The 12,862-nt window shown below is 61.2% G+C and carries 11 protein-coding genes; 7 read left to right on the forward strand and 4 right to left on the reverse strand.

The window, feature by feature from the left end; all coding sequences use genetic code 11:
- Positions 1-23: 23 nt before the first annotated feature.
- Together M5B44_RS23745 and M5B44_RS23750 are read right to left on the reverse strand one after the other, a co-directional pair.
- Positions 24-575 (reverse strand): RNA polymerase sigma factor, encoded by a 552-nt coding sequence (locus M5B44_RS23745; RefSeq protein WP_011334580.1) that lies wholly within the window; start codon positions 573-575, stop codon positions 24-26.
- Positions 572-1,246, reverse strand: coding sequence for an STN domain-containing protein (locus M5B44_RS23750; protein WP_248740737.1), 675 nt, complete (start codon positions 1,244-1,246; stop codon positions 572-574). Before M5B44_RS23750 ends, M5B44_RS23745 begins: the two co-directional genes overlap by 4 nt.
- A gap of 195 nt (positions 1,247-1,441) precedes the next feature.
- Here M5B44_RS23750 and M5B44_RS23755 point away from each other — a divergent pair, with 195 nt between their 5' ends.
- Entirely contained in the window at positions 1,442-1,756 is a 315-nt protein-coding gene (locus tag M5B44_RS23755) for a hypothetical protein (RefSeq protein WP_025109823.1), read from the forward strand.
- A 9-nt stretch (positions 1,757-1,765) separates the two neighbouring features.
- Here the strand turns inward: M5B44_RS23755 and M5B44_RS23760 are convergent, their stop codons facing one another.
- Positions 1,766-2,206 (reverse strand): carboxymuconolactone decarboxylase family protein, encoded by a 441-nt coding sequence (locus M5B44_RS23760; protein WP_065260552.1) that lies wholly within the window; start codon positions 2,204-2,206, stop codon positions 1,766-1,768.
- 205 nt (positions 2,207-2,411) lie between these two features.
- On the opposite strand from M5B44_RS23760, the gene M5B44_RS23765 reads away from it, so the two are divergent.
- The 4 genes from M5B44_RS23765 to M5B44_RS23780 all read left to right on the forward strand — a co-directional run bounded on the left by M5B44_RS23765 (position 2,412) and on the right by M5B44_RS23780 (position 5,804).
- Positions 2,412-3,848 carry a PLP-dependent aminotransferase family protein gene (locus M5B44_RS23765; RefSeq protein ID WP_248740686.1) on the forward strand — a complete coding sequence of 479 codons (1,437 nt, stop codon included), beginning with the start codon at positions 2,412-2,414 and terminating at the stop codon, positions 3,846-3,848.
- Positions 3,849-3,968: 120 nt separating this feature from the next.
- Complete coding sequence (locus tag M5B44_RS23770; protein ID WP_085711307.1) at positions 3,969-4,262, forward strand: putative quinol monooxygenase; 294 nt, start codon at positions 3,969-3,971, stop codon at positions 4,260-4,262.
- Positions 4,263-4,447: 185 nt separating this feature from the next.
- Positions 4,448-4,849: a cupin domain-containing protein gene (locus M5B44_RS23775; RefSeq protein WP_119428052.1), complete on the forward strand. Its 402-nt coding sequence runs from the start codon at positions 4,448-4,450 to the stop codon at positions 4,847-4,849.
- Between the two features lie 241 nt (positions 4,850-5,090).
- Entirely contained in the window at positions 5,091-5,804 is a 714-nt protein-coding gene (locus M5B44_RS23780; RefSeq protein ID WP_248740687.1) for an ATPase, read from the forward strand.
- Positions 5,805-5,874: 70 nt separating this feature from the next.
- Here the strand turns inward: M5B44_RS23780 and M5B44_RS23785 are convergent, their stop codons facing one another.
- Complete coding sequence (locus tag M5B44_RS23785) at positions 5,875-10,761, reverse strand: NAD-glutamate dehydrogenase (RefSeq protein ID WP_248740688.1); 4,887 nt, start codon at positions 10,759-10,761, stop codon at positions 5,875-5,877.
- 504 nt (positions 10,762-11,265) lie between these two features.
- Here M5B44_RS23785 and M5B44_RS23790 point away from each other — a divergent pair.
- The gene (locus tag M5B44_RS23790) at positions 11,266-11,619 is read left to right on the forward strand and encodes a hypothetical protein (protein ID WP_248740689.1); all 354 of its coding nucleotides are present in this window, start codon (positions 11,266-11,268) and stop codon (positions 11,617-11,619) included.
- Positions 11,620-11,899: 280 nt separating this feature from the next.
- Positions 11,900-12,859, forward strand: a complete 960-nt coding sequence (locus M5B44_RS23795) for an AAA family ATPase (RefSeq protein WP_007913915.1) — start codon at positions 11,900-11,902, stop codon at positions 12,857-12,859.
- Positions 12,860-12,862 lie beyond the last annotated feature (3 nt).

The following is a 12,862-nucleotide window of genomic DNA, read 5'->3' on the forward strand; positions in this document are numbered from 1 at the left end:
GATCGGGACACTCAATCGGAGCTTCATTCACTAGACGGTTTTCCGGCCCCGCGACCGAACCGCTGAAACACTTTTCTTTCCAGTTTGGCCGCGCAGTGTCCGAGGGCAGCCTTGATTTCCTTCTCGACCATGCGCGTGGAGATGCCGAAACGCTGGGAGATTTCCAGGTGCGGCGCTTCTTCCAGCCGTGCGGCGATGAAGATCCGGCGGCGCCGGGCCGGCAGTTCGTAGAGGGCGCTGAGCAGCGACTGGATTTCCTTCTGGCCGCCGACCACACGCATCGGGTCGAGCGCTTCGTCGCTGACTTGCAGCAGTTCTTCGACTTCGCTGCCGGTGAGCAGCCGCGCATCGGCCTGGCGGCGGTCGGCGGCGATGTTCAGGGCCATGCGATAGAGGTAGGCGTTGGGCCGCAGCAGGTTCGGCGGTGCTTCCATGCGGTCGACCCGCAGGTAGGTTTCGTGCAGCACGTCGTTGGCCAGGTCCTCCGAGCCGAGACGGCGTCGCAGGCGCACCCGAAAGTCCTCGTAGGACGTCAGGAACAGCTGGACCATCGAACTTTGTCCGGCGTCTTTCATCCCCCGGAAACTCCTTCCCATTGTGTGCATTCCATGCGCTTTCCTGACGATTCGGGTAACAACAGCAACGTGACTGGCTGGCGCAATGCGCCGGGTGTGGGCCGGTCGATTTTGAGCGTGTGAAAACTGTCTACCAGCGCTGCATCGCGCCGAACATCACCGGTCGAGGTGACCAACCGGTTGTGCTGCACCACGCCGTCGCGGCCGATCCACAGCTGCAACACCGCGCGAAAACTGCCGGGCCGGGTCAACGGCGAGCGGCACAGGTTGCGTTCGATGGCCGCCTGCACCGCCGTGGCGTAACTGCGGTTGACCGCGACGCTGGCGGGGGTCGGTTTCTCCGCCGGCAACGGCACGTCCTCGACTTGCGCCACCTGCAAGGTGAACGCGTCGTCGCGGCTGTACTTGGCCATCAACCCGCTACCGCCGAGCATCCGGCGCAACGCTTCGGCGGCGGTGAATTCGCCTTCCACCGCCAGGGAGCGTCGACCGCGACTCAACTGGCTGTCGACCAGCACCGCCATGCCGGTGGCGCGGCTGAACTGATCGAGGGCGCGGGCCAGTTCCTGGGCCGGGATGTGCAAGGTCAAGCGCATAGACGCCGGCACCGGGTCGGCGCTGGCGCGGCTCAGAAACAAGCCAAGCAGCAGCCCCAGACAGAGCTGGCGCATGAGCGCTGAGCGCACAACATCCTCCCTGGCACGGCCTCGCTGCACGGCTGATGTATCCCTGAAAACCGTCATCCTGAGGGCTGTTTATGAATCTGGTGTGACGGCCACTGCAAAAAAACCATCACGGGATCGGCGCGCCCGTTGCACTAGACTCTTGAGTTAGAGCGGCCCCTTCGGGCCGGCCAGGAGGCACACATGAAATCACTGTGGACATTGGCGCTGAGCGGGCTGTTGTTGACCCTGTCGGGCGGCGTGCATGCCGAGCAGGCGGTGGGTTGCGTCGAGGTAACCGTGGGCGGTTACAAGGCGCCGAATTACGACTGCCTGAGCCAGCAGATGGGCAACAACCCGGATGGCGCGGCGGCTGCGCAGAAGAATCAGGAAGCGATGAATGTGCCGGTCAACAAGCGTCCGCCGAATCAGGTGGGGCTGGCGACGCCGGCGGCTACCAGTACGCGGATGGGCAATACGTTTGGCACGTCGGTGAAACCGCAGCGGCCGCCGAACTAGTTTCGTAGATCAGTCACTGGGGACTTGCCGGAAGCTCACCGCCAGGCGATTCCAGCTGCTGATGGTGCTGACGGCCATGGTCAGGTCCACCAGTTCGCCTTCGTTGAACTGTGTCCGCGCCTGCTCATAGACGTCATCCGGCACATGACTTTCCGCCAGCAGCGTCACTGCGTCGGTCCACGCCAGCGCCGCCCGCTCGCGCAGGTTGAAGAATCCGCTGTCACGCCAGACCGCGATGGCGTACAGCCGCCGGTCCGTCTCCCCTGCCCGCCGCGCTTCCACCGAATGCATGTCGGTGCAGAACGCGCAGCCGTTGAGTTGCGAGGCGCGGATCTTGATCAGGTGCAGCAACGGTGCCTCGATGCTCAGGCTGCTGGTCAGCGCTTCCAGGGCAATCATTGCTTTCATGGCTTTGGGTGAAGCGCTGTAGTAATCCAGACGCGGGGACATGGGCGGGTCTCGGGCAGCAGAAGAGTGATTTCACGGTAAGCGCTGGTGCGCCAGGGTTACAGCCCCAATTGCACGGAAAACCGGCAGACCACTGAGCCTTGACCAATTTCCGGTTTTTTCTCCGCGCAACTTCTGCCCCGCGTGCATTCGGGAGTAATCTGGCGGGCGCACAATCCGCCTCATTCGCCCCAGGAGCCCCGTCGGTATGGAACTTCATGTCGTGATCAACGGCCGCAAGGATCTGGCCGGTCAGTTGTATCAGCAACTGCGCGGCGCCATTGAATCCGGGCGTCTGGCCGCCGGCACGCAACTGCCGCCCAGCCGCTTGCTCGCCGAGCAACTGGGGATTTCGCGCAAGACCATTTCCGACACATACGCGCAGCTGACTTACGAAAACTTCCTCACCGGCGTGATCGGCAAAGGCACTTACGTCAACGCCCGCTCTACACCGGTTCAGCGCAAGCAAAGCCATTCCGAGCTGGCCAGTTCCGAGGTGATCGAGAGCTGGTGCAACCTGCCGGTGTTCCTGCGTCATCCGACGCTGGAAGGCTCGCTGCGGTACGACTTCATTGGCGGCGCCACCAGCAAGGGCCAGTTCCCCCACGATGACTGGCGCCGCTGTGTGTCTCACGCCATGCGGCAAATGGCGGGGTCCAAGGGTTTTTACAGCGTGGCGGAAGGCTTGCCGGCGCTGCGCAATGCGATTGCCCGGCACATCGCGTTTTCCCGTGGCGTGAACTGCCAGGACGAAGACATCGTGGTGTGCAACGGCGCGCAACAGGCGCTGGACCTGATCGCCCGGGTGCTGTTGAGGCCCGGCAGTCTGGTGGCGATGGAAGATCCGGGTTATCCGCCGGCGCGGCTGCTGTTCGGCACTCACGGCGCCACGGTGGTCGGGGTGCCGGTGGATGCGGAAGGGATTCAGGTCGATAAAATTCCCGATGGCACGCGGTTGATCTACGTGACGCCGTCGCACCAGTTCCCGCTGGGGATGCCGATGAGTCAGGCGCGGCGCGAGGCGTTGCTGGTCCGCGCCCATGAGCTGGGCGCGATCATCATCGAGGACGACTATGACAGCGAATTTCGCTACGAGGGCCGGCCGACGGATTCGCTGCACAACCTCGATCAGCGCGGCATCGTCGCTTACGTCGGCACCTTCTCCAAGACCCTGCTGCCAGAGCTGCGGCTCGGCTACGCGATCCTGCCGCCGGCGATTCTCGAAGCGGTGATCCGCGCCAAGCAGCTCACCGACCTGCACGCCTCTACCCTGCCGCAATGGGCGCTGGCCAAGTTCATCGCCGAGGGTTGCCTGCTCAAACACATTCGCCGTTGCCACACCGTTTACGCCCAGCGCCGCGAGCGGATCCTGGCGCGCATGGCCACCGACCTGTCGCCGTGGCTGGAGGCCGTGCCGGCCAGCGCAGGCTTCCATATGGCGGTGTTCTGCCGGGTGCCGATCGATTTGCCGCTGGTGATCGAACTGGCGAAAAAGGTCGAAGTCGGGCTGTACGCCATCGACGGCTTCTATTACCAGCAGCCAGCCAGAAGCGGGATGTACTTCGGCTTCGGCGCCATCGAGACGCTGGATATCGATGTCGCGCTGGATCGCCTGCGCGACATTCTGCAACAGGTCGCCGGGTAGATTGGTCTAACGGATTACCCGCCGATTGGTTATTGGTGATCCGGGGGTGCAGGCCTATTCTGCACAGGCGTTATCCCTCAATGAGCAGGATTCGTCCGGCCTGATTCAGGAGTGTGAGCAATGTCCAACGAAGTGATCAACACCGTACAGGTGCAGGCTGCGGCCGGCCGCTCCGAGGAGCTGGGCAGGCAGTTGCAGAAGATCGTCGAAACCCTTCGCGAAACGCCGGGCTGTGATTCCTATCTGGTCGACCGTTGCCCCGACGACAGCCACCGCTGGACGGTCAGTGCTCGCTGGCAGTCGGAGGCGGCGATGCAGGCGCACTTCAACCGGCCTGAGGCACAGGGGTTTATTGACTTGATCGATAGTCGGTTGGCTAACAGCGTCGACTTCAACTCATTTCCTATCGTTTAAAACTCAAGAAAAATGCAGCCTTCGGCAGCCTCGGGGAAACCTGTGAGGCTGTCGAAGGCTGTGGTTTTTCTGGCTTGTGGGGAATCCGGATTGGTCACCCGATCTTCCCGAATATTGGCCGTTTGAATGCATCACTTCGCGGACTACTGTGAAGACCGACTCCCCCACTTCACAGGTGACCCGCCATGAAACTCCTGCCCATTTTCGCCGCCGCTCTCGCCCTGTCTGTTTCTGCCGCCGCCATGGCCCACGATGCCTCCGAGAAGGTCTCGGTCCTTCAGGACCAGATGCTGAAAAACGTCCCCGGCAAAAAAGCCATGATGATCGAAGTCGACTACAAACCCGGCCAGTCCTCCATCGCCCACAAACACGACGGCACGGCCATGGCCTATGTGCTCGAAGGCGAAGTGACGTCCCAGGTCAAGGGCGAACAAGCGATCACCTACAAGAAGGGCCAGTTCTGGTACGAACCCGCCGGTTCCGAACATCTGGTGTCGAAAAACGCAAGCCAAACCAAACCTGCCAAGTTGCTGGTGTTCATGGTGCTGTCGCCGGACGAGCAAGTGTTGATCCCATTGAAAAACTGATGGTTGTTTAACCAGCCATAAATAAAAGGCGCAAATTGTTGATTTGCGCCTTTTTTATTTCTCGGGGCAATTAGTCAAAAACGCTTACAGCCAATAAAACTATTGCATGACAGTCATTCAGCAAATTGTCAGGTTGTTTTCAGTTTGGCGGGAGTAGTCTGAGGCAACTGTCGCCGATTCTATTTAATGAACCCCGACATTCCTGACTTTCCGACTGAAGTTGCTTCACGGGAGACTCACCATGAAACTTGCCTTTGCCAGTACGTTGGCGATATCGGTTTTAGCGTTGTCCGCCTGTTCAGTTCCTACCGCCCCCAAAGCGGTTTCTTCCCTCGACACACTGCTTACCCAACCTGTCGGCCGCAGCAGCGCCGCCCAGGTGAAAAGCGGCCCCGGTGTCTCGCTGGGCGTGGTCTACAGCCCGAGCACCCAGACCAACCGCGAATACCTGCGCGAGTATCAGGCCAACGCCGGCACCGGTTTCGGTCAGAGTTTACTGGTGCAGCCGATCCACGACGCCTACGTCGCCACTTCAAAACCGGACATGGCCGTGGACTGGGTGAAAGCCTCGCTGCAACGCCAGTTCGGCTCGGTGACGGTATACCCGGACATGCAGAGCCTGCGTGCGGCCAATCCGGATGTGGTAGCGATCGTCGATACTCACAGCCAGTTGATTACTTCGCGCAGTTCGGACATCAAGGCGGATGTGAGTGCGGACTTCTATGACGGCAAGTTCAACTATATCGGGACGGCCAAAGGGTCCGAGGCGAAAGAGCTGACGCCGGTGTGGGCGGACTTCAAGCGTTCGGAGGAGATTGTTGCGGATATTAATCAGCAGCAGGAAGTTCAGGTTCGGGCGTTGCAGAAGTTTGACCAGTCGCTCAGTAATTTGTTGACCAGGCCGGCAGATAAAGTGTCGATGCTTGATAACAAACAAGGACATAACTTGCAGTAACGAGAAAACCATCAGGCAAAAAAAAGCCCCCGCATCTCACAATGCAGGGGCTTTTTCATTCAACGGCTACTCAAGCAAGCTCAAGCTCCGCAGTCGCCGCAGCAGGCACGACCGCCTGACCGCTCAGCGCCACGTCGTTCAGCTCACGGTTGGCCACCGCGTACATGGCGTAGTCGGTGCCGCTGGCGGCACGGATTTCCACCAGCATGGCGCGCCAGCGCTGGATCATCGCGTCGTGTTGCGCCATCCACAGCCCCAGACGCTCTTCCACGTCCAGGTTGCCGCCGCCCGCTTGCAGAACGGCGATGGTGATCGCGCGTTGCTGCCAGTCGACGTCGTCACGGAACGCTTCACGGGCCAGGGCCTGCCAGTTGTTTTCAACCGGCAAGGCGCTGATCTGCGAGATGTACCAGGTGATGTCCAGCGCGCTGCCCACGGCGAAGTACGCCTTGGCCACTTCGGCCGGATCCTGGCCAGTCACGTCGGCCGCTTCGATGATCGGCAGCAGCGTGTAGAGGTGGGTCGTACCCGCCACCATACGCGCCAGCAGTTCCGGTACACCGGCCGCCACGTAAGCCTGATAACGCTCCTGCCAGTTTTCACGGATTTCGCCGCTCAGCAGTTCGTCCAGCTTCAGGCCCAGCTCTTTCAGGTGCGGACCGAAATGCGCGACGTCACGGGCAGCGTTCTGCTCGTTGCGGCGGGCACGCAGGAACCAGCGCGTAGCGCGACGGCCCAGACGCATCAGCTCGTCCATCAGCTCCAGTTGCACGTCAGCGGAGACCTGGTAGTCCAGCGCTTCGATCTGACGGAACCAGTGCGGGAGGTGGAAGATGTCACGCACAATCACGTAAGCGCCTGCCACGTTCGCCGGGGTCATGCCGGTGGACTCTTTGAGTCGCTGAACGAAGGTGATGCCCATGTGGTTGACCAGATCGTTGGCGATCTGGGTGCTGACGATCTCGCGCTTCAGGCGGTGACGACGCATGGCATCGGCGAACTTGCTGACCAGGCTCGGCGGGAACGCCGTTTCCATGTCGCGGGTCAGGTAGTCGTCGTCCGGCACCAGCGAGTCCAGCAGCTGCTGCTTGAGGTCGATCTTGCTGTACGAGATCAGCACCGACAGTTCCGGACGCGTCAGGCCCTTGCCGGTCGCGGCGCGCTCGGTGAGCTGCTCCTCGGTCGGCAGGTACTCGATGGCGCGGTCCAGCTTGCCACGACCTTCCAGATCGCTCATCAGGCGTTTGTACTCGGCGGCACGCTCGTAGGCACGGCGGGCAGCCAGGGACAGGGCCTGGGTCTGCTTGTAGTTGTTGCCCAGCACCAGACCACCGACTTCGTCGGTCATGCTCGCCAGCAACTGATCGCGTTGCTTGCCAGTCATGTCGCCGGCCTGAACCACTTCGTTCAGCAGGATCTTGATGTTCACTTCGTGGTCGGAGCAGTCCACGCCACCGGCGTTGTCGATGAAGTCGGTGTTGGAACCGCCGCCATTGAGACCGAATTCCACACGACCCAGTTGGGTCATGCCGAGGTTACCGCCCTCGCCCACCACTTTGCAGCGCAGCTCGTTGCCGTTCACGCGCAGTGCATCGTTGGCCTTGTCGCCGACATCGGCGTGGCTTTCGCTGCTGGCTTTGACGTAAGTACCGATACCGCCGTTCCACAGCAGATCCACCGGCGCCTTGAGCAAGGCGTTCAGCAGTTCGGTCGGGGTCAGCTTGTCGGCCTGGATGTCGAAGCGCTCTTTCATCTGTGGCGAGATGGCAATGCTCTTCGCGCTGCGCGAGAAGATACCGCCGCCTTCGGACATGATGCTGGTGTCGTAGTCGGACCAAGCCGAACGCGGCAGGTCGAACATGCGCTGACGCTCGACGAAGCTGGTGGCCGGGTTCGGGTTCGGGTCGATGAAGATGTGCATATGGTTGAACGCAGCAACCAGTTGCAGCTTGTCGGACATCAACAGGCCGTTACCGAATACGTCGCCGGCCATGTCGCCGATGCCGACCACGGTCACGCTGTCTTCTTGGACATTGATGCCGCGCTCGCGGAAGTGGCGCTGTACGCCAACCCACGCGCCCTTGGCGGTGATGCCCATTTTCTTGTGGTCGTAACCGGCCGAACCACCGGACGCGAACGCGTCACCCAGCCAGAAGCCGTAGTCGATGGCGATGCCGTTGGCGATGTCGGAGAAGGTTGCAGTGCCCTTGTCCGCCGCGACCACCAGGTACGGGTCATCGTCGTCATGACGCACGACGTTGACCGGCGGAACCAGTTTGCCGTCCTTCAGGTTGTCGGTGATGTCCAACAGGCCCGAGATGAAGATGCGGTAGCAGGCGATGCCCTCGGCCGCGATCTCGTCACGGCTGCCGCCCAGTGGCAGGCGACGCGGCAGGAAGCCGCCCTTCGCACCCACCGGCACGATGACCGAGTTCTTCACTTGCTGGGCTTTTACCAGGCCCAGGACTTCGGTACGGAAGTCTTCTTCACGGTCAGACCAGCGCAGACCACCACGCGCGACGTTGCCGAAGCGCAGGTGCACGCCTTCGACGCGAGGCGAGTAAACGAAGATTTCGAATTTCGGAACCGGCTTCGGCAGCTCAGGGATCAAGTGCGGGTTGAACTTGAAGCTGAAGTACGACTTGTTCTGGCCGTTGGCGTCGGTCTGGTAGAAGTTGGTACGCAGGGTCGCTTTGATCAGGTCCAGGTAACGACGCAGGATGCGGTCTTCGTTGAGGACTTGAACGTCGTCCAGCGCGGTCAGGATCGCTTGTTCCAGACGCAGTTGCTTGTCGTCCAGATCATCGCTGCCCAGCTTGCGTGCCAGGTAGAAGCGGGTCTTGAACAACCGGGTCAGTTCACGAGCGATGTCGGTGTGGTTGTTCAGGGTGCTGGCGATGTAACCGAGGTCGAAGCCCAGACGGATCTGCTTCAGGTAGCGAGCATAGGCACGCAGCAGCGCGACGTCGCGCCATGGCAGGCCGGCGGTCAGCACCAGACGGTTGAACGCATCGTTTTCGGCGTCGCCGCGCACGATGTGGACGAACGCGTCCTGCAGGGTGTCATTGAGCTGCTGGATGTCCAGGTCCATGCCTTCGGCGGCAGTGAACGCAAAGTCGTGGATCCAGAACTCGCGGCCGTTGTTGTGACGCAGGCGATACGGGAACTCGCCCAGCACGCGCAGGCCGAGGTTTTCCAGGATCGGCAGCACGTCGGACAGCGCCAGCGGGGTATCGGCGTGATACAGCTTGCAGTGCAGCTCGCGCGGGCCGGAGGCCAGCGGCTGGTAGAAGCTCATGGCCAGCGGCTTCTTCTCGCTCAGGTTGAGCAGGTGCTGCATGTCGACCACGGCCGAATGCGCGGCGAAACGCTCGCGGTAGCCGGCCGGGAAGCCTTTAGGGAAGTCCGCCAGCACGTTGGTGCCGTTGGCTTCGCCGAAGGTTTCGACGGTCAGTGCGGCGTAATCGTCCTGCCAGCTGCGACAGGCCTGGATCACTTCGTTTTCCAGTTGCAGCGGGTCGATGTCGATGCGGTTTTTCGGGTCGACGCGCAGGATCAGCTGCACGCGGGCCAGCACGGACTCGGAGAAGAAGGTCCAGAACTCGCAGTCGGTCGCCTTCAGGCGCTCCATCAGCACTTGCTGGATTTTCTGGCGAACTTCGGTGGAGTAGATGTCGCGCGGCACGTAGGCCAGGCAGTAGCAGAAACGACCGTACGGGTCTTTGCGCAGGAACACGCGGATCTTGTTGCGCTCCTGGATCTGCACGATCGACATCACGGTGCTGAACAGTTCGTCGACCGGGGTCTGGAACAGGTCGTCACGCGGCAGCACTTCCAGAACCTGTGCCAGTTCCTTGCCCAGGTGAGCCTTGGCCTGGAAGCCGGAGCGACGCTCGATTTCCTCGACCTTGCGGCGGATGAACGGGATGACACGTACGCTTTCGCCATACACCGACGAGGTGTACAGGCCCATGAAGCGGTGTTCCTTGATGACCTTGCCGTCGGCGTCGATTTCACGGATCGACACGTAGTCCGGGTAGGCCGGACGGTGGACCCGGCTCGGGTGCGCAGCCTTGGCGAACGACAGCAGGGTCGGTTCGCGCAGGTAGTTCACGGCGTAGTCTTCGATGTGGCGGTCTTCGTTGGTCAGACCGGTGCGCAGCATCTTGGTCAGGCCGAGGAACGAATTCTGGTCGTATTCGATGTGGCCGCCATCGGCCTGATCGACCACGGTGAATTCTTCGTAGCCGAGGAAGGTGAAGTGGTTGCCCACCAGCCATTCCAGGAAGCTCTTGATTTCGTTCTTCTCGCCGGCATCGACGGCGAATGCGCTGTTGTCGAGCTTGGTGAGGATTTCCTGCACCTTGGCCTTCATCGGCTCGAAATCGGCGACCGCAACGCGGACTTCACCCAGAACCTGTTCCAGTTCCTTGCTCAGCACATTCAGTTCGGCCGCGTTGGCGCAGCGGTCGATTTCCAGGTACATCAACGACTCGTGCAGGATGCCTTCGCCGCTGGTGCCCTTTGGCAGGATTTCCAGCAGTTCGCCCTTGCTGCCACGACGTACGCTGAGCACGGTGGTCTGCAGGGTGTGGATGCTGTAACCACGGCGGTTCAGCTCGGTGCGCACCGAGTCCACCAGAAATGGCAGGTCGTGGTGCAGCACTTCGACCGCGGTGTGGGTCGACTGCCAGCCGTGACGTTCGTAATCGGGGTTGTAGACACGCACTTGCGGTTGCGCGTGATCGAAGCGCTCAAGCAGGCGCCACGCAGAAAGAGTACAGCCAGCGAGGTCGGAGAGGCGACGTTGGGTCAGCTCGTCCAGGGAAATGATGCCGAAGAATTGTTCAGCGAACAGCGCCACTTGTGGCAGTGCCTGTTCACTGATGTGCTGCGCCAGTGCCGCTTGCAGTTGGTGCTGGAAGTCGGCTTTGCTGGCTGCGGTGAAGAACGCCATCTGTGGTACTCCGCTTGGGCTTGTTATTGATGGAAAGCGTCGCGTACAAAACCCCTTTCGGGGCGTTCCGTCGCCCTGTTCCTGAATCTCGGGCAGAGGAAACAGGGTGACAGGTGGGTGAAGCTGGACGAGACACTCAGGTCACATTCACCTTCCATGAATGGGCATCTGCAAAAACGACTGTCCGGCATGCCGACAATGCCTTTACGGGTGCTCATCCGTTGCGCAGCTTAATGGGTGCGACAATGTGTCTGCTTGCGGTGCTGCGACATATTCGGTCATTGGCACGTAAACCCGGGCAGGCACATCGGTAAACACTAGCATTCATGGGGCAGAACGCCGGTCTGAATCCCCGGTTTTACGGTACAGGCGTGCCAGGAATGACCATTGACCTGCGTCGCGTTCACGACACATCCTCTGACACTCTCACATGCAGAAATTCCCGGGGGCTGGCAGAATCGCGCCCAATTGCGACCAACAAGCCCGCCGAGGCAGGAATTCCCCATGCAAATGACCACCGCCCTTTTGATCGTCAACCCGTGCGACGACGAAGAAGACAACATGGCCATGCTCTGCTGCCACAGCGACAAGGGCGAAATGTTTCTGATGAGCCGCTATCCGGACGAGGACGAGCTGGAGATCACCCTGGATGGCGAACCGTCCACCCTCGACGGCGTGAAAGTCACGCTGAGCAAGACCCTGCTGAAGATCGAAATCGCGGCGGCGGATGCCGATGCGCTGAATGGCGACGATGTGCTGGAAATCACCTACAACCCGGACATGGTAGATCTGGCCGAGGTCGAGGAGACCCTTAAGAACATTCTTGATGGTACTGGCACCTTTATCAGCCAGATTTGAGGGTGTCTGGGCCGGCCCCTTCGCGAGCAAGCCCGCTCCCACAGTGACCGCGTTCTGTCAGGAAAATATGGTCCATTGTGGGAGCGGGCTTGCTCGCGAAAGGGCCCGAAAGAACACCGCACCTCCCCCGCCCTACAAATTTCCAACAATTGCCCCGGTCATTTCCCGCACTTTGCGCAAAATGCCGTTAGTCGCCACCCCCTGCGATGGATTAAAGTAACGCCCCCAGCCCCGGCGTTATCCGAACGCCTGTGGCCACCCTTTCCAGGAACAGTCATCGATGGAACATCGTGAAGCGCTGCTGGCGCTGCGAACCTTTCTTTCAACGCAGATTCTCGGCCAGGAAAAACTCATCGAGCGCTTGCTCATCGCCCTCCTCGCCGACGGCCACATGCTGGTCGAGGGCGCCCCGGGTCTGGCCAAGACCAAAGCGATCAAAGAACTCGCCGAGGGCATCGAAGCCCAGTTCCATCGCATTCAGTTCACCCCGGACCTGCTGCCCGCCGACATCACCGGCACCGAGATCTATCGCCCGGAAACCGGCAGTTTCGTGTTCCAGCAAGGCCCGATCTTCCACAACCTGGTGCTGGCGGACGAAATCAACCGCGCCCCCGCCAAAGTGCAATCGGCGCTGCTCGAAGCCATGGCCGAGCGTCAGGTCAGTGTCGGACGCAGCACTTACGAGCTGTCGCCGTTGTTTCTGGTGATGGCCACGCAGAACCCGATCGAGCAGGAAGGCACCTATCCGCTGCCTGAAGCGCAGCTCGACCGCTTCCTGATGCACGTGAAGATCGGTTTCCCGGACGCCGCCGTCGAACGGCGGATCCTGCAACAGGCACGGGGCGAAGCCCTGAACGGCGAAACCAAACCCGAGCGCCGGGTCAGCCAGCAGGCGATCTTCGCCGCCCGCAAGGAAATCCTCGGTCTGTACATGGCGGACGCCGTGGAGGAATACCTCGTGCAGCTGGTGATGGCCACGCGCAACCCGGCGAAGTTCGATCCGGAAATGGCCGAATGGATTGCCTACGGCGCCAGCCCGCGCGGTTCCATCGCCCTCGACCGCTGTGCCCGCGCCCACGCCTGGCTGGCCGGTCGCGACTTCGTCAGCCCGGAAGACATCCAGGCTGTGCTGTTCGATGTGTTGCGTCACCGCATCATTCTGTCGTTCGAGGCCGAGGCCGCCGGCATCGATCAGGATCGGGTGGTGCAACGGATTCTCGACGTCGTAGCCGTCGCTTGACCC

Origin of the sequence: Pseudomonas sp. MWU12-2029 (genome assembly GCF_023242425.1) — a bacterium.
Lineage (GTDB): Bacteria > Pseudomonadota > Gammaproteobacteria > Pseudomonadales > Pseudomonadaceae > Aquipseudomonas > Aquipseudomonas kribbensis.

Coding starts and splice junctions, on each gene's coding strand:
- M5B44_RS23745 (WP_011334580.1), bottom strand. CDS start 575: ATGAAAGACGCCGGACAAAGTTCGATGGTCCAGCTGTTCCTGACGTCC.
- M5B44_RS23750 (WP_248740737.1), bottom strand. CDS start 1,246: ATGCGCCAGCTCTGTCTGGGGCTGCTGCTTGGCTTGTTTCTGAGCCGC.
- M5B44_RS23755 (WP_025109823.1), top strand. CDS start 1,442: ATGAAATCACTGTGGACATTGGCGCTGAGCGGGCTGTTGTTGACCCTG.
- M5B44_RS23760 (WP_065260552.1), bottom strand. CDS start 2,206: ATGTCCCCGCGTCTGGATTACTACAGCGCTTCACCCAAAGCCATGAAA.
- M5B44_RS23765 (WP_248740686.1), top strand. CDS start 2,412: ATGGAACTTCATGTCGTGATCAACGGCCGCAAGGATCTGGCCGGTCAG.
- M5B44_RS23770 (WP_085711307.1), top strand. CDS start 3,969: ATGTCCAACGAAGTGATCAACACCGTACAGGTGCAGGCTGCGGCCGGC.
- M5B44_RS23775 (WP_119428052.1), top strand. CDS start 4,448: ATGAAACTCCTGCCCATTTTCGCCGCCGCTCTCGCCCTGTCTGTTTCT.
- M5B44_RS23780 (WP_248740687.1), top strand. CDS start 5,091: ATGAAACTTGCCTTTGCCAGTACGTTGGCGATATCGGTTTTAGCGTTG.
- M5B44_RS23785 (WP_248740688.1), bottom strand. CDS start 10,761: ATGGCGTTCTTCACCGCAGCCAGCAAAGCCGACTTCCAGCACCAACTG.
- M5B44_RS23790 (WP_248740689.1), top strand. CDS start 11,266: ATGCAAATGACCACCGCCCTTTTGATCGTCAACCCGTGCGACGACGAA.
- M5B44_RS23795 (WP_007913915.1), top strand. CDS start 11,900: ATGGAACATCGTGAAGCGCTGCTGGCGCTGCGAACCTTTCTTTCAACG.